General features: G+C 61.9%; 15 protein-coding genes. 7 read left to right on the top strand and 8 right to left on the bottom strand.

Going from position 1 to position 16,734, the window contains the following annotated elements:
* Positions 1-97 precede the first annotated feature (97 nt).
* Together KI609_RS17065 and KI609_RS17060 are read left to right on the top strand one after the other, a co-directional pair.
* Entirely contained in the window at positions 98-826 is a 729-nt protein-coding gene (locus KI609_RS17065) for a hypothetical protein (RefSeq protein WP_226444752.1), read from the top strand.
* A gap of 41 nt (positions 827-867) precedes the next feature.
* A complete protein-coding gene (locus tag KI609_RS17060; RefSeq protein ID WP_226450504.1) occupies positions 868-1,410 on the top strand; it encodes a FlgO family outer membrane protein in 543 nt (180 codons plus the stop codon).
* Between the two features lie 152 nt (positions 1,411-1,562).
* Here KI609_RS17060 and flhC read toward each other — a convergent pair whose 3' ends face one another.
* From flhC to KI609_RS17035, 5 genes are all read right to left on the bottom strand, one after another.
* Positions 1,563-2,114: a flagellar transcriptional regulator FlhC gene (gene flhC / locus KI609_RS17055; protein WP_226444751.1), complete on the bottom strand. Its 552-nt coding sequence runs from the start codon at positions 2,112-2,114 to the stop codon at positions 1,563-1,565.
* A 45-nt stretch (positions 2,115-2,159) separates the two neighbouring features.
* Entirely contained in the window at positions 2,160-2,486 is a 327-nt protein-coding gene (flhD, locus tag KI609_RS17050; protein WP_015015270.1) for a flagellar transcriptional regulator FlhD, read from the bottom strand.
* Between the two features lie 609 nt (positions 2,487-3,095).
* Entirely contained in the window at positions 3,096-3,998 is a 903-nt protein-coding gene (locus tag KI609_RS17045) for a sulfurtransferase (protein ID WP_226450502.1), read from the bottom strand.
* 109 nt (positions 3,999-4,107) lie between these two features.
* Complete coding sequence (locus KI609_RS17040) at positions 4,108-5,019, bottom strand: DMT family transporter (protein ID WP_226444750.1); 912 nt, start codon at positions 5,017-5,019, stop codon at positions 4,108-4,110.
* A gap of 162 nt (positions 5,020-5,181) precedes the next feature.
* Positions 5,182-6,348, bottom strand: coding sequence for an aromatic ring-hydroxylating oxygenase subunit alpha (locus KI609_RS17035; protein ID WP_226444749.1), 1,167 nt, complete (start codon positions 6,346-6,348; stop codon positions 5,182-5,184).
* A 351-nt stretch (positions 6,349-6,699) separates the two neighbouring features.
* On the opposite strand from KI609_RS17035, the gene KI609_RS17030 reads away from it, so the two are divergent.
* The 5 genes from KI609_RS17030 (at position 6,700) to KI609_RS17010 (ending at position 12,489) form a co-directional block, all read left to right on the top strand.
* Complete coding sequence (locus KI609_RS17030) at positions 6,700-6,942, top strand: exodeoxyribonuclease VII small subunit (protein ID WP_226444748.1); 243 nt, start codon at positions 6,700-6,702, stop codon at positions 6,940-6,942.
* Positions 6,939-7,922, top strand: a complete 984-nt coding sequence (locus KI609_RS17025; RefSeq protein WP_226444747.1) for a polyprenyl synthetase family protein — start codon at positions 6,939-6,941, stop codon at positions 7,920-7,922. Before KI609_RS17030 ends, KI609_RS17025 begins: the two co-directional genes overlap by 4 nt.
* A gap of 140 nt (positions 7,923-8,062) precedes the next feature.
* Positions 8,063-9,961, top strand: coding sequence for a 1-deoxy-D-xylulose-5-phosphate synthase (gene dxs, locus KI609_RS17020; protein WP_226444746.1), 1,899 nt, complete (start codon positions 8,063-8,065; stop codon positions 9,959-9,961).
* Between the two features lie 209 nt (positions 9,962-10,170).
* Positions 10,171-11,253, top strand: coding sequence for a TRAP transporter substrate-binding protein (locus KI609_RS17015; RefSeq protein ID WP_226444745.1), 1,083 nt, complete (start codon positions 10,171-10,173; stop codon positions 11,251-11,253).
* Positions 11,254-11,409: 156 nt separating this feature from the next.
* Positions 11,410-12,489 carry a TRAP transporter substrate-binding protein gene (locus tag KI609_RS17010; protein ID WP_226444744.1) on the top strand — a complete coding sequence of 360 codons (1,080 nt, stop codon included), beginning with the start codon at positions 11,410-11,412 and terminating at the stop codon, positions 12,487-12,489.
* A gap of 435 nt (positions 12,490-12,924) precedes the next feature.
* Here the strand turns inward: KI609_RS17010 and KI609_RS17005 are convergent, their stop codons facing one another.
* The 3 genes from KI609_RS17005 to KI609_RS16995 all read right to left on the bottom strand — a co-directional run bounded on the left by KI609_RS17005 (position 12,925) and on the right by KI609_RS16995 (position 16,670).
* Positions 12,925-14,721, bottom strand: a complete 1,797-nt coding sequence (locus tag KI609_RS17005) for a TRAP transporter large permease (protein WP_226444743.1) — start codon at positions 14,719-14,721, stop codon at positions 12,925-12,927.
* 14 nt (positions 14,722-14,735) lie between these two features.
* Positions 14,736-15,356 (bottom strand): TRAP transporter small permease subunit, encoded by a 621-nt coding sequence (locus KI609_RS17000; RefSeq protein ID WP_226444742.1) that lies wholly within the window; start codon positions 15,354-15,356, stop codon positions 14,736-14,738.
* Between the two features lie 177 nt (positions 15,357-15,533).
* Positions 15,534-16,670: a substrate-binding domain-containing protein gene (locus tag KI609_RS16995; protein ID WP_226444741.1), complete on the bottom strand. Its 1,137-nt coding sequence runs from the start codon at positions 16,668-16,670 to the stop codon at positions 15,534-15,536.
* Positions 16,671-16,734: the final 64 nt, after the last annotated feature.

Raw genomic sequence — 16,734 nt, 5'->3', positions numbered from 1 at the left:
AAAACCCGCTTTATTCTCGCGATGGTGTTTATGGCCGGGCCGTACGATGGCGCGATGCAATTCGATGGCATCTCAACATGACAAGGGGCGTGTGCGCATGAAACCTCAACGCTCCGCAGGTGTGCGGCGGCTCGCGATGGCGGGGCTGCTGGCGCTGGTTGGCGGCTGCTCGTCGCTGAACGTGCCGCGCGCCGACAACTATCCCGCCACCGACCAGAAAAAGGCCCGCGCCGTGCACCACTGGGACGTGTTGGCCGACGACGTGGCCAGCCGCATCGAGGGCAAGCTTGCAGCATGGCCTGCGGGAGAGTATCCGATCTATGTGGCGGTGAACCCTGGCGATACGAGTTTTAACAACGGCTTTCGCAAGCTGCTGATCACCCGGTTGCTGGACCGCGGCGTAACGCTATCCACCGAGCCGACCGCTGTCACGCTCACGTTCGAGACCCAGGTGGTGCAACACCAAGCGCGCGTACACAACGTGGCGCCCATGCCCTGGACACGCCTGGCGCTGGGGGTTGGCGTGGCACGCGATTGGTATCTGTTCCAGCAAAGTGCGGGCGCGATGCTGGCGGGTGTTACTGCGCTGGGAGTGGTGACAGATTTGACGCAATACACCATGGATGGTACTGCTGCCGGAGGACCCACGCGCACCGAGGTGCTCATCACGACGTCGCTGGAAAGCGGGAACCGCTATCTGGCAAGCACGGCCGACGTGTATTACATCGAGCCGGACGATTCCAGTTTGTACAAAGCCCGGGAGCCTGTCTCTGTGCCGCCGCCTGCGCCCACTGCGATCAAGACCTGGCGGGTGGTGGCGCCATGACGCGGACACAACGCAATCCACGCCATGCAGCCTTGTGGCGCATGGCCCTGTTCCTGGCGGCGGCCATACCCACCCTTGGCCTGCAAGGCTGCGCCAGCGCGATCAACGGCTATTACTACGGTGACCGTGCCACGGGTACTTCGCGGGTGGATCTCATTGAGGTCAATGAGCGCGCCACGGATGCCTTGTTGCTCAATGCGCCGCTGGACGCGAGCCAGCCCGTGCTGGCGGCCACGCTGGTCAATGTGGACCGGCTCGCCGAGTCGTCGCGCCTGGGGCGCATTTTTGCCGAGCAGATTGCCGGGCGCATGGTGCAGCGCGGCCTGCGGGTGACAGAGGTGAAGCTGCGCGAAAACCTCGTGCTGCACCGCGAGCAGGGGGAACTGCTGCTGTCGCGTGAAGTGCGTGAGGTGAGCCAGGCCCAGAATGCCCAGGCTGTGGTAGTGGGCACGTATGCGGTGTCGGCGTCGGCGCTGTATATCACCCTCAAGCTGGTGAACCCGGTGGGCAACACCGTGGTGGCGGCATACAACTATGCGGTGCCCGTGGATGAGAACGTGCGCACCTTGCTGAACGGGCGCTGAGCGAATCCAGACGCAAGACAAAAAGCTAAAAGCCCCTTGTGGGGCTTTGGGTTGGCGCGCTGTCTAGCGCTGCTAATGGTGAAATAAATATCAAATTGATAGCTGCTAGCGCTTATCCACTAAGCGCTAGAGGCACTTTTGATTGATATTTTTCAATGCAACATCAGTGCGCCTGCGGTTTTGCTCTTGCCGGCGCGTGCGGGTGGGTTGCACAGGCCGCAGGTGAAGTGGCGGTTTTCATACAGCTCGGTCACAAACTGGCCGCTGCACTGCGAGCACTTGGTGCGCGTGAGCATGCCGGCGTCCACGAACTTCACCAGGCGCCAGGCGCGGGTGAAAGACAGCAGCGGGTCGATCTCGGCGGTGGCTACCTGTTCGTTGTACAGGCGATAGGCCTTGGTCAGCAGTTCGACTGCGTCCAGGTCGACGCCTTTGGACAGGTATTCGTAGATATTGAGGAACAGCGAACTGTGGATGTTTTCCTGCCAGGTCAGGAACCAGTCGGTCGAGAAGGGCAGTTGCCCTTTGGACGGCGACTTGCCCGCGATCTCCTTGTACAGGCGGATCAGGCGTTCATAGGACAGCGTGGTTTCTGACTCCAGCACCTGCATGCGGGCCCCCATCTTGATCAGCATGGCGGCGCGCTCGATCTGCTTGGACTCGTTGAGGACGCTCTTGGCAGGGGCTTTGGCAGGTGTGGACATGGTGGGCTTTCGGTGGCGGCAGGAGGGCGAAGGGGCGCGGGTGCTTCAGAGCACTTCCGACACGCGGCTGGCCATCAGGATATTGGCGTGCAGCGTGTTGGTGGCATCGTTGCCCACCTTTTTGGCCGAATGGTTGGTCAGCAAGCTCCACACCAGGTTGTCATCCACGCGGAAGCTGCAAAGAAGCGTGTTGCGGGAGGCCAGTTTCATCACTTGCGCCGCCGACAGCGATGCGAGAATATCGGCAGACTCTTCGTTCATGCCCAGGCGAAAGACGGCCTCGGCCTTGTCCTGGCGAATCAGGGTCTGGGCCAACATCAGGTAGGTGAGGTTGGCTTCGCGGATTTCAGCGAGGATTTGTTCGTTGGTCATGGCAGCTTCCTTTTTCCAGTTCGGTTCTTGCGTTGTCTGCTGACTGCAGGTTTTGCGTGATCCGTTGAAATGGATTGTGAAACCGCCCCAATCAGAAATTAAGTCGGGGTTTGGCTGTGCCGCGTGTCTGGTTTCGCGGTGGGCTGTGTAGGAGTTTGCCTTACACGCAGATCAGGCGCCGGCTGGCTTTTCAGGGGGGCGCGCCTGCTGCGCTGGCAGGCATCAGGCCCTGAATTCTGCTCATGGTTTTGATAGCGCCTGCAAAACCATCTTTTTTGCGCTTTTGCAACTTGCAGCGTTCGTTAGAACCTGTTCAAAATCTTTTCGGGGTCGCACAAGTACCTTGCCGGGATGGGCTGCAAGGCGCGGGGTGCAGTGGATAGCTCGGCTATCCACAAGCGCCGCAACGCAGCAGACCGTCCGGCAAGGCACTTGCCCGAAGGGTTGGAGTGAAATCGGGCCGATGAACTCGGAAATTTGGCGCCCCGGCTGCTTGCATGGGCACGAGCCCATGCTGCGCATCCGAAGCATCCACTCATCCCGATTGCACTCCAATGCGATCCCCTAAAAGATTTTGAACAGGTTCTTAGGCGCCGCAGTCAGCGCTGTTCAACCCTTTTCGACCGGGCGCGTGGGGTCTGAGCACCATTCGCTCCAGCTGCCTGCAAACAGGGCGGATTCTCCAAGACCTGCGACTTCCATGGCCAACAGGTTGGGCACTGCGCTCACGCCGCTGCCGCATTGGTGCACCACCGAGGCAGGGTTGCGCCCCGCCAGCAGGGCCTCAAACTCGACACGCAGCACGGCTGCGGGCTTGAAGCGGCCGTCGGCGCCGGTGTTTTCGACAAATGGGCGGTTGAGGGCGCCGGGAATATGGCCCGCTACGGGGTCGAGCGGCTCCACTTCGCCCCGGTAGCGGGCGCCTGCGCGGGCGTCGATCACGGTCTGGCCGGGTTGCTGCAGGTCTGCAAGCACGTCGCTTGCCGTGGCAAGTCGGCGCAGGGGGGCGTTCAGCTGAAAGTTGGACTGGAAGTGCGCGGGCTCTTCGCCGCTGTTCACGGCCCCCCCGGCGGCCTGCCAGGCTTGTAGCCCGCCGTCGAGCACGGCCACGGCATCGTGCCCGGCCCATTTGAGCATCCACCACAGGCGGCCACAGTAATTGGCACCCTGGCGGTCATACACCACAGCCTGCATGTTGTTGGCAAATCCCACACTGGACAGCCAGATCGCGAAGCGCTCGCGGCTGGGCAGCGGGTGGCGGCCGCCCGATGCAGGCATGTCGGCTTCTTGTGCCGTGAGGGTGCCGGTGGCGCCGGGCACGCCGTGTTTGGCGCTCAAGGCGTTGTCCAAATCCGCATACACAGCGCCGGGGACATGGGCCTCGGCATATTGACCGGCGCCCGCCGCTGGGTGGGCCAGGTCAAAGCTGCAGTCAAACACCATCAGCGGCACGCCGCAGGCGATGAGCGATTGAAGATCGGGTGCGGAGATGAGCGTGGTGTAAGGGGTCATCGGCGTAGGCTGTGCAAAAGTGGGTGCCATGGCATGGGGCAACGCATGGGCATGGGGGTTAAGGCACCATTGTGTCTGTCTCGGTGCGCCGTGTCGTTGCCGATTCGTATCAATGTTCTTCTGCTGGGGTGCCGGGTGCAGCGCGTGCGCGCAGCACGGTGGCCACGATGCCGCTGCCCACGATAAGTGTCATGCCGACCCAGCCGATGGTGGGGATCTTGTCGCCGAACAGCAGCACGCTGTAGATGGCGGCGAACACGATGCCTGAATACTGCAGGTTGGCAACCACCAGAGTGCCCCGCTGTGTCTTGGCACTTGAATATGCCTTGGTCATGCACAGCTGGCCTCCAGCGGCCAGTACGCCAATGGGCAACAGCCACAGCGCCTGCCACCCCGGCCAGGCCGAGGTGCCCGTGAACAGCAGCGCAGCGCCACCGGCCACCGCCGAGCCCACCGCGAAGTAAAACACCGTGCGTGATTCGGGTTCGCCCAGGCGCGACAGCGCCACCACCTGCATGTAGGCAAACGCGGCCGACATGCCCGACAGGAGTCCGATCAGGCCTGCAAACGCCTGGTTCTGGTCAAGGCTGGGGCGCAGCATCATCACCACCCCCACGAATCCCGCCAGCACGGTCACCACCAAGGTGCCCTGCAGCGCGGGGCGGGGTGTGGCGGGCGAGGGGCGCCATGCCAGCAGCGTGCCTCCGACCAGAAAGGCGGCAATCCACACGCTGCTCATGTAATTGAGCGTCATGGCGGTGGCCAGTGGCAGGTGGGCAATGGCAAAGAACCAGGCCCCCAGCGACGCCACCCCCACCAGGCTGCGCCAGGCATGCATGCCCGGATACTGGGTGGCGAGCGTCACCTTTTGTGAGCGCGCCAGCAGCGACAAAATGACAATGCCGATCAGCCCGCGGTAGCACACCAGCTCGGCGGAGTTGAAGAAGTCCGATGCAATCTTGACGCACACGCCCATGCTGGCAAACAGGAACGCGGCCAACACCATCCAGAGGGCTTGCATGGTCTGCGAATTCTCTAAAAACACCCGGTGGCGCTGAAGGCGCAGGGGCACAAGGTTTGAAATAAAAATAGCTGCGAGCGCCTGTTGTTCAAGCGCTGGCAGCTATTGTAATGAGAGCAAGCAGGCGCTTGCTTGTGGATTGGCGGTGTTTTGGGGTGGTGTTCAGGGTTTTGACGTGCTGTGGTCCGCTGCGGCCCCGGCGCTGTCAGCGCCCATGATTCCCCGATACCACTCGTGAAAATGCTGCATGCCGTCTTCCATGGGGCTCTGGTAGGGGCCGACCTCGTTGTCGCCGCGTGCCAGCAGGGCCTTGCGGCCAGCGTCCATGCGTTCGCCGATTTCATCGTCTTCGAGGCAGGTTTCCATGTAGGCGGCTTTTTGTGCCTCGACGAATTCGCGTTCAAACGCCGCAATTTCTTCGGGGTAGTAGAACTCCACCATGTTCAGCGTCTTGGTGGGGCTGATCGGGTGCAGGGTCGAGACCGTGAGCACATGGGGATACCACTCCACCATGATGTGCGGGTACAGCGTGAGCCAGATCGCGCCATGTTTGGGCGGCTCGCCGTTGCGGTAGGCCAGCAGGGCTTCGTGCCAGCGCTCATACACGGGGCTGCCCGCCTTGCCCAACTGGTTGGCCACGCCCACGGTTTGCACCGAGTAGTTGGTGCCAAACTCCCAGCGCAGATCGTCGCAGGTGACGAAGCTGCCCAGGCCCGGGTGAAACGGGCCCACGTGGTAGTCCTCCAGGTAGACCTCGATGAAGGTCTTCCAGTTGTAGTTGCACTCATGCAGCTCCACATGGTCCAGCACGTAGCCGTCAAAGCTCAGATCGGCGCGGGGGCCCATCTGCGCCAGGTCAGCGGCCACGTCGTAGCCGTTGTCTTCAAACAGCAGGCCATTCCATTCGCGCAGTTTGTAGTTGTTCAGGTCCAGGCAGGGGTCGTGCGCGAAATGGGGCGCGCCCAGGAGCGAACCCTTGGGGCTGTAGGTCCAGCGGTGCACGGGGCACACGATGTTGCCGCCTGCGCTGCCCTTTTGCTGGCTGTTCAGCGAGCCCTTGCCCTTGAGCATGACCGCTTGGCGGTGGCGGCACACGTTGGACAGGAGTTCGATCCCGCCCTGTGCGTTGCGCACCAGCGCGCGGCCCTCACCCTCCTGGGGCAGGGCATAGTAGTCGCCCGCATTGGGCACGGCCAATTGGTGCCCCACGTAGCGGGGCCCTCGCTGGAAGATGGTGCGGAGCTCGCGCTCAAACAGCGCTTCGTCAAAATAGCTTGAAACTGGTAGTTGGCTTGCGGCCTGCTGCAGTCGAAGACTTAAATCAGACATGGGTGACCTGACCTAAAGACTCCCCACAGGGAGGTGCGCCGGGGCGCATCTGGAAAAAAAGAAACCGGCTAGGTGGACTAGCCGGCTTGGCGATAATGGGATTATAGGTGGTGGGGTTATTCCCGCATCCCACTTACGTGTATTGACAGGAAGGGCGTAGAGAGGGGGCGGGGCGCGACGGTTGCCGCCGTGCTCTGGCGATGCCCTGCGGATGCCGGTCTGAACCTGTGGGCGGACTGTCTGCGGCTTTTGATGGGCTGTGAACAGGTTCCAAGGGCTGTGCTCCACCCTTGTGCTGCCAACGTGCGCCTAAAATCACCCGTTTTTCACCCGCGCTCTGCCGCTCTCTCCATGCCCAAGGCCCCCGCAACTCCCGCTTCTCCCGCCGCACCTGCCAGCTATGAGGCGGCACTGGAAGAGCTGGAACAACTGGTGGCCCGCATAGAGTCTGGCCAGTTGCCACTGGACCAGATGCTGGCGGGTTATCAGCGCGGCGCCACCTTGCTGGCCTTTTGCCGCCAGCGCCTGGATGCCGTGCAGGACCAGATCAAGGTGCTGGATGAAGGCCAGCTACAACCATGGACGCAGGAATGAGCGTGTTGTCGACTTCACTGGGTTCACAGGGGTTACCTGCGGTGGGCCAGTCCTTTGATTTGACCCCCTGGAGCCAGGGGCACCTGGCCCGGGTGGAGCAGGCCTTGTCGCAATGGGTGGGGCACGGTGCGCCCGCCGGTCTGGGCGATGCGATGCGTTACGCGGTGCTCGATGGCGGCAAGCGCCTGCGGCCCTTGCTGGTGCTGGCGGCCTATGAGGCGGTTGGTAGCGCAAGGGGTGCATCTGTGGCTGTGTCGGTGGGCGATGCCGCCACCCGCGCTGCGTGTGCGGTGGAGCTCATCCACGCTTATTCCCTGGTGCACGACGACATGCCGTGTATGGACAACGATGTTCTGCGCCGCGGCAAACCCACGGTGCATGTGCAGTTTGGCGAAGCCCAGGCCCTGCTGGCGGGCGATGCCCTGCAGGCCTTTGCCTTTGAGTTGCTGACACCTGATGAAGACGTCGCTGCTAGCGCTCCCGCCATCGCAGCGTCCACCCAGGCTGCCTTGTGCCGTTTGCTGGCCCGTGCTGCGGGATCAGCCGGCATGGCCGGAGGGCAGGCGATAGACCTGGCCAGCGTGGGAACAGCGCTGACCGAAGATCAGTTGCGCCACATGCACCGCCTCAAGACCGGCGCGCTGCTCCAAGGCAGTGTGCTGATGGGCGCCGTGTGTGGCCAGGCAGAGGTTGGCGCTTACCAGGCGCTGTCGGACTATGGCGCAGCCATGGGGCTGGCGTTTCAGGTGGTGGATGACATCCTTGATGTGGTGGCCGATTCGGCCACGCTGGGTAAAACCGCCGGGAAGGATGCTGCGGCCGACAAGCCCACTTACGTCTCTCTGCTCGGGCTCACGCGGGCGCAGGCCTATGCCCAGGATCTGTTGGGCGAGGCGCAGGCGGCGCTGGTTCGCAGTAGCTTGCCCGATACACGGGCGCTGGCTGCGCTGGCCGACATGGTGGTGAACCGATCTTTTTGATGCCGCACAAGCCTTTATCGTTCGACCGTCTTGCTGCCCCATGGCTTTATCGAGTGTTGGCCACCTTGTGGTGAATTAAGTGTCTAACAGGCCTCTGGCGCTTATATATAAAGCGCTGGCAGCTATTAAAAGAATAGTAAATGTCCACGACATCCTTCCCCCTGCTGCAGACCATCAACGACCCGTCGGACCTGCGCCGACTCTCGCGCGCTGACCTCAAGACGCTGGCCACCGAGTTGCGCGGGTTCGTGATTGAGAGCGTTGCCAAAACGGGTGGGCACCTGAGCTCGAACCTGGGCACTGTCGAGCTGACGGTGGCGCTGCACCACGTCTTCAACACCCCTGAGGACCGGCTGGTGTGGGACGTGGGCCACCAGACCTATCCGCACAAAATACTCACTGGCCGGCGCGATCGCATGCACACGCTGCGCCAGATGGGCGGCATCTCGGGTTTCCCGCAGCGCGCCGAGAGCGTGTATGACACCTTTGGCACGGCACATTCAAGCACCAGCATCTCTGCCGCCCTGGGCATGGCGCTGGCCGCCAAGCGCAAGGGCGAAAACCGCCATGCGGTCGCCATCATTGGCGATGGTGCGATGAGTGCCGGGATGGCTTTTGAGGCGCTGAACAACGCAGGCGTGGCCGACTGCAATCTGCTGGTGGTGCTCAACGACAACGACATGAGCATCAGCCCGCCTGTGGGCGCGCTCAACCGCTATCTGGCACAGCTGATGAGCGGGCAGTTTTATGCGGCGGCCAAAAACGTGGGCAAAACCGTTCTCAAGCCCGTGCCACCGTTGCTGGAGCTGGCCAAGCGTTTCGAGCAGCAGGCCAAAGGCATGGTGGTGCCCGCCACGCTGTTTGAGAAATTTGGCTTTAACTACATCGGCCCTATCGATGGGCACGACCTCGATTCGCTGATCCCCACGCTGGAGAACATCAAGGGCCTGAAGGGCCCGCAGTTCCTGCATGTGGTGACCAAAAAGGGCCAGGGCTACAAACTGGCCGAGGCCGACCCCGTGGCCTACCACGGCCCCGGCAAGTTTGATCCCGCCGTGGGCCTGGTCAAGAGCAGCGCCCCGCCCAAGGCCACATTCACCCAGGTGTTCGGGCAATGGTTGTGTGACATGGCGGCCCACGACGAGCGCCTGGTGGGCATCACGCCGGCCATGCGCGAGGGCTCGGGCATGGTGGAGTTTGAAAAACGCTTTCCGGAGCGGTACTACGACGTGGGCATTGCCGAGCAGCACGCCGTGACCTTCGCGGCCGGCATGGCCTGTGAAGGCGTCAAGCCCGTGGTGGCCATCTATTCCACCTTTTTGCAGCGCGGCTACGACCAAATGATCCACGACGTGGCCCTGCAGAACCTGCCTGTGGTGTTCGCGCTCGATCGTGCGGGCCTGGTGGGCGCTGACGGCGCCACCCACGCGGGGGCCTACGACATCCCCTTTGTGCGCTGCGTCCCCAACATGAGCATGGCCTGCCCGGCCGATGAGCGCGAGTGCCGCCAACTGCTGAGCAGTGCCTTCGAGCAGGACCACCCCGTCGCTGTGCGTTACCCGCGCGGCAGCGGTGCGGGTGTAGCGCCCCTGGCGGGGCTCGACAGTCTGCCATTTGGCAAAGGCGAGATCCGCCGCGAACGCCTGGGCTCCGACCCCAAGGCGCCGCGCATCGCCATCCTTTCGTTTGGCACCTTGTTGTACCCCGCGCTGGAAGCCGCCGAGGCGCTCGACGCCACGGTGGTCAACATGCGCTGGGCCAAGCCCATTGACGAAGCCCTGCTGCGCGAGGTGGCCGAGCGCCATGACGCGCTGGTAACGCTCGAAGAAGGCGCCATCATGGGCGGCGCGGGCAGCGCCGTGACCGAGGCACTCAACGCCGCGGGCATTGTCCGCCCGGTGCTGCAACTGGGCCTGCCGGACGTGTTCATCGAACATGGTGACCCTGCCAAATTGCTGGCCCTTCAAGGTCTGGATGCCGCAGGAATTCAACGGGCCATAGCGGTGCGTTTTGGTATGGGTGCGGCCGCGCCGCAATAATGCCGGTGGCGTTTGCGCCGCGCGTGCCACCTTTGGTGGTGCGATTGCTTGCAAAAGTCTGAAGACTGCCGCGCACGCGGGCTTTTTCGCGGGAAAACCCCCAAGGGCTCGCGCGGGGGCATTTCTACAATCTGTCACGTAAACAACGCCGGTTTGTTCACCGCAGCATGCTGCCGTGGGCCGGCTTCACCTATCTCGGAGAACATTACATGGATCGTCGTTCCATCATCAAGCATGCCGGAATTGCTGGCGTATTGGCCGCAGGCATCGCGCCCGCAGCGCATGCGCAAGCCACGGTGCGCTGGCGCCTGGCATCGAGCTTCCCCAAGTCGCTCGACACGATTTTCGGTAGCGCCGAGATGTTCGCAAAAACCATCAAGGCCCTCTCGGGTGGCAAGTTTGAAGTGTCGGTGCATGCGGGTGGTGAGCTGATGCCTGCATTTGGTGTGGTCGATGCCATCCAGAACAACACGGTCGAGATGGCGCAGACAGCGCCTTACTACTTCACCGGAAAGGACCCGATTTTTGCCTTTGGTTGTGCTGTGCCTTTTGGCCTCACGGCCCGCCAGATGGATGCGTGGATGGAGCACGGCAATGGCCGCAAGCTCATGGACGCTTTCTATGCCAACTACAACATCAAGAGCCGCAGCGCAGGCAATACCGGCACGCAGATGGGTGGCTGGTATCGCAAAGAGATCAAGACCGTGGCCGACCTGAAGGGCCTGAAGATGCGTCTGGGTGGAGGTCTGTTCGGCGAGGCCATGCAAAAGCTGGGCGTGGTGGCGCAGAACATGCCTGCCGGTGACGTCTACCAGGCACTGGAAAAAGGCACGCTGGATGCCACCGAATTTGTCGGCCCTTATGACGACGAAAAGCTGGGCTTCAACAAGGTGGCCCCGTTCTATTACTACCCCGGCTGGTGGGAAGGCAGTGCCGAGCTGGAGTTCTTCATCAGCGCCAAGGCTTATGCAGCCCTGACGCCTGAGTTCCAGGCCATGGTGGATGCCGCCACGGCGGTTGCTGCGCGCGACATGACTGCCAAATATGACGCCTTCAACCCCATCGCGCTCAAGCGTTTGGTGGGTGCCAAGACCCAGCTCAAGGCTTTCTCGAAGGAAATCATGGATGCAGGCTACAAGGCCTCCATGGAAGTGTTTGCCGAGCACGAAGCCAAGTCGCCAGAGTTCAAGAAGATTCACCAGGACATGCGTGCATTCCAGCGTGACCAGCTGCTGTGGGCCCGTTATTCCGAGCTGCGCTTCGACAACTACATGACGGGCGTGAAGCTGTAAGCAAGCCATACGGCTGCGCAGGAGGGCGTGTACGCGCGCTGTTCCCGCCAGCGTATTTTGAACCGGTATGGGGTTGCCGCTCGGCGAGCGGCAACAGTACCGGTTTTTTTGTCACACAGTGCGCCACGAGTGCCTGTGTATTACCAGGAGATGTTCATGGATCGTCGTTCTCTGATCAAAAATGCCGGCATTGCCGGGGTGTTGGCCGCTGGCGTCGCACCTGCTGTGCATGCGCAGGCTGCCGTGCGCTGGCGCCTTGCTTCTAGTTTCCCAAAATCGCTTGACACCATTTTTGGCTCTGCCGATGTGTTCGCCAAGGCTGTCAAGGAAATGTCGGGCGGCAAGTTCGAAATTTCGGTGCATGCCGCTGGCGAGTTGATGCCCGCATTTGGCGTGGTGGACGGCGTACAGAGTGGCACGGTGGAAATGGCGCACACCGCGCCGTACTATTTCTTCGGCAAGAACGAAGCATTCGCCATTGGCGGTGCGATTCCGTTCGGCATGAACTCGCGCCAGCTCACTGCGTGGATGGTGGACGGCAATGGCTCCAAACTCATGCGTGAGTTTTATGCCAAGTACAACATCATCAACTTCATCGGCGGCAACACGGGCGCGCAGATGGGCGGCTGGTTCCGTAAAGAGATCAAGTCGCCAGCCGACATCAAGGGTCTGAAGTTCCGGGTGGGTGGTTTTGCCGGCCGCGTGATCGAACGCATGGGCGGTGTGCCCCAGAACATCGCCGGAGGCGAAATCTACCAGGCACTGGAGAAGGGCACCATTGATGCCGCCGAGTGGATTGGTCCATATGACGATCTGAAGCTGGGCTTGAACAAGGTCGCGCCTTACTACTACTACCCCGGCTGGTGGGAGGGTAGCCTGAACCTTGATTTCTACATCAACGACAAGGCCTTCAACGGGCTGTCGGCCGAAAACAAGGCCATCGTGCAGGCTGCGGCGCATGAGGCGCATGTGACCACGCAGGCCCGCTATGACGCACGCAACCCAGGTGCGCTCAAGCAGCTGGTGGCTGCAAAGTCCAAGGTGCTGCCTTTCCCTCAATCCGTGCTGGAAGCCTCGTTCAAGGCCTCGATGGAGGTGTATGCCGATTTGGCCGGCAGCAACCCCGACTGGAAAAAAATCTACAGCGACTACCGCAACTTCCAGCGCGACGAAATCCTGTGGTTCCGCTTCGCCGAAGCCCGTTTCGACACCTTCATGTCGTCACAGAAACTCTGACCCAGGCCGGCAGCGCCAGACGCTGCCCGCTGCGACAGAAGGGACCGCCGAGTGATTGCTCGGCGGTTTTTTTTGCCCCCGATTGTTGTGGCATGGCACGCACCGTGCGCGGCAGACAGCATTCGGCCGTGTTGCCTTATGGATGCGCGCTCGCTTGCAGGGGCGTGTCTTCCGTTGGCTGCGTACGTACCCAAGGCCCTGCGGCTGCGGCCTTGGATTGATATTCCACTGGTTCGGGTTCGCATCCCTCGCATGACGGTCTCTGGTGCTCGGCGCATGGATACCTTTGTCTGGATGAGACTGTGCAGCCACGCACCCCCAAAGAAAAAGCCCCTGCAGCACGCTGGCTGCAAGGGCTTGGGGTCGATAGGGGGTGGGTATCAACACCGGTCTGTGCCCGCGCAAGAGGCCAGCCCCCTTGCGCTGGGCTGCAGGTCATTCCTTTTTGGCGGGGTTGGCCATCGAGTCCTGCATGTCTTTGAGCGGATCATCTGCTGCTGGAGGCTCTGCAGACGGCTCAGAGGAGGGCTCAGAGGACGGTGTACCTTGCATGTCGGCAGCGGGATCAGGCTCCACCATCGATGCGGGCATGTCGGCTTCCATTTGCATGCGTACCTTGTCCAGGTCATACACCTCTTTCTTGTCCAGCCCGCTGGAGACGATGCCCGGGAAGATGATGACAAGCGCCACCATCGTGATCTGGATCACGAGGAACGGTACCGCGCCCCAGTAGATCTGCATGGTTGTCACAGGGGCAATCACCTTCTTGGTGACCTTGTCCACGTACTCCTTCGTTGGTGCCACGCTGCGCAGGTAGAACAGTGCAAACCCAAAGGGTGGGTGCATGAACGAGGTCTGCATATTGATGCCCAGCAGCACCCCGAACCAGATCAGGTCGATGCCCAGTTTTTCGGCCACCGGGGCCAGCAAGGGCACAACGATGAAAGATAGTTCGAAGAAGTCCAGGAAGAAAGCCAGGAAGAACACCATCAGGTTCACAACGATCAGGAACCCCAGCTGCCCGCCGGGCAGGCCGGTCAACAGGTGCTCCACCCACACCGGGCCGTCCACACCCTGGAAGGTGAGGCCGAACATGGTTGCACCGACGAGGATGAACACCACAAAACAAGACAGCTTGGTGGTGGTGTACATCGCCTGTTTGAGCAGCGAGAAGCTCAGGCGGCCACGGATCGACGCCATGACGAAGGCGCCCAGGGCACCCATTGCACCGCCTTCAGTCGGTGTGGCCACGCCCATGAAGATCGTGCCCAGCACCAGGAAGATCAGCAGCAGCGGGGGGATCAGCACAAAGGTCACGCGTTCAGCGATCTTGGACAGCAGGCCCAGCTTGGTGACCTTGTTCACCATCGCAATCACAAAGGCCAGCGCCACGCCAAAACACATGGCCACCACGATGGTTTCGTCAAGCGGAACACTCGTCACCACTTCGCCCGACCACCAGGTGTGCAGTGCGGCCATGTGTTCGGCCATGTAGAGTGCAGCGCCTGTGCTGGCGGCAGTCACCACCAGCAGAGAGATCACGCCACTTTTGCCATTTTTCTCGCGGAACGCGCGGGCCTCGGGGGGCAGGGCGGGCACCCATTCGGGCTTGATGAAAGCCAGAATGATGACGTACAGCGCGTAAAAGCCCGTGAGCATCAGGCCCGGCGTGAAGGCGCCCTTGTACATGTCGCCCACGCTGCGGCCCAGTTGGTCGGCCAGGATGATCAGCACCAGCGAGGGCGGGATGATCTGCGCAAGGGTTCCGGATGCGGCGATCACACCTGCGGCCAGACGCCGGTCGTAGCCATAACGCAGCATGATGGGCAGCGAGATCAGGCCCATCGAGATGACCGATGCCGCCACGACGCCCGTGGTGGCCGCCAGCAAGGCGCCCACAAAAATCACGGCCAGTGCCAGGCCACCGCGGATAGGGCCAAACAGTTGGCCGATGGTGTCCAGCAAATCCTCGGCCATGCCGCTTCGCTCCAGGATCAGCCCCATGAGCGTGAAGAACGGTATGGCCAGCAGCGTGTCGTTCTGCATGATGCCGAAGATGCGCAGTGGCAAAGCCTGCAGCAGCGCCTGGGGCAGCACGCCCAGCTCAATGCCGATGAAGGCGAAAAACAGGCCGCAGGCGCCCAAGCTGAAAGCGACCGGAAAGCCGACCAGCAGGAACAGGATGAGTCCCCCGAACATGATCGGGGCGAGGTTGTGGGTGATGAATTCCATGGTGGTTTCTCCGCTCAGCTGCCCAGGGTTTTGTTCTGGCTGCTGCCTTTGGCGGCTTCAGCAAGGTTGCGGATGGCTTCGGCGAGTTCTTCTTCGGCCGATTTTTCGGCCTTTTTGGCCGTGGGATCCTCGATCAGGCCCTGCAGAAACGCCACGCGTTTGATGAGCTCAGACCAGCCCTGCAGCAGCAGCAGCGTGAAGCCGGCGGGGATCATCAGGTACACGGGCCAACGGATCAGGCCACCCGCATTGCTCGACATTTCACCGGACGCAAGGCCACGCAGAAAGAAGGGCGTGCCGTACCAGAGCACGGCCAGGCACATGGGGGTGAGAAAGCAGAGAAACCCGAAGATTTCGATCCAGATCTGGGTGCGTTTGGCGAAACGGCTCGACAGCACATCCACCTTCACGTGTTCGCCTTGCAGTAGCGTGTAGCCCGCAGCCAGAAGGAAAGACGCGGCGAACAGATACCACTGCACTTCCAGGAAGGCGTTGGAGCTGGTGTCGAACACCTTGCGCACGATCGCGTTGAGCGCGCTGATGCCTGCCGACCCAAGAATGAGCCAGATAACGATTTTGCCGACTTGGGTGTTGAGCCAGTCGACTCCCCTTGAAAGTCTGAGTAGAGCCTGCATGGTGTCTCCAATAAAAAGGCTGCGCGCACAAATAGCCGGCCCTACCGAGGATAGTCGGGGACCAACAAACTTTTACAGGGCGCGATTCTACGGAGCACTCTAGCCCGAGTCTGACGGCATCGTGACGGTGTTATCCCTCGGTGGATATTCGGCTTAATGCTATAAAAAAAGAAGCGATTAGGGTTTTTGCCTAGGCGCTGGTGCCCGCTTTTTTCGCGGAAATTTCCACCACGGCAACACCTGGCTCATGGCCAGTACTTCGCCGCAGTGCATGGGGGCATATCCTGGCAGGAGCACCATTTGGTCTTGCCAGGTGGGGGTTTGCAGCAGGTTGCGCAGCGCCAGGGTGGCTGGTTGCTCCAGCATGGACTTGAGGCAGGCCAGGTGATAGCGCTCGTGGACCAGGGGCACAAAATCCAGCCCCCGCGCACGCGCTGCCATCTCGATACCCATCCCCACATCGGCCACACCGGCGGCCACGGCCTGCGCCACGGCCGTGTGCGACGGTTCGTCCTGGTCATAGCCTCGCAGGCTCTCAGGCCCAAGCCCCGCTTGCGCGAGCAGGTCGCCCAGCAACACGCGTGTGCCGGTGCCCAGGGCCCGATTCACAAAACGTGCATGCGTGCGCGCCACGTCTTGCAGCGACCGCAGACCCAGCGGGTTGCCGCGCGCCACGATCAGGCCCTGGGTGCGGCGTGCAAAACCGATGATCTTGTGCAGGCCGGGCTGCAACAGCGGGCGGTAGCTGGCTGCCGCCAGGGAGTCGGGTGAAGGCTGCTCCAGCGTATGAAAGCCCGCAATGGTGCAGCGCCCCTCATTGAGTGCGCGGATCGCATCCACGCTGCCGGTGAAGCGAATGTCCAGATGAAGTGCGCCGTCCTGCCCTGACACTCCCGGCTGGGCGGCGTGCGCGCGCAGGGCTGTCAGTGCATCGTCATGGCTGGCATAAATGGTGAGCACATGGGCGCTGGGGTCAAACGCCACGGCGAAGGCGCGCTCCAGGTCCGCACGCAGTGCTTCTATTTGAGGCGCCAGGCGCGCTTGTGACTGGCGCTCGGCCCAGAGCAGCTTGGTGCCGAACTCGCTGAGCTGCGCCGACTGGCCTTTGCCCCAGATGATGAGCTCGCCGCCGAGCTGGTCTTCCCAGCGTTTGAGAGCGCCCCAGACATGGCGGTACGACAGGTCCAGTGCACGTGCGGCGCCCGAGATAGAACCTTGCCGAACGACGGCTTCGAGCATCTCTGGCAGCGGGTTGCGGATGAGGGCATCGCCGGCGGCCAGGCTCAAGGTGTAGTGAAGTTGGATCCTATGCACGGGATTACATATGGCTGGACATTGTGTGGCTGCCTACGATAGCCGATCCCTCACACCCTTTTTT

Source organism: Acidovorax radicis, assembly GCF_020510705.1.
In the GTDB taxonomy this organism is placed as follows: domain Bacteria; phylum Pseudomonadota; class Gammaproteobacteria; order Burkholderiales; family Burkholderiaceae_C; genus Acidovorax; species Acidovorax radicis_A.
The sequence above is the reverse complement of the archived record's forward strand: the minus strand, read 5'-3'. Positions and strand labels throughout refer to the sequence as shown.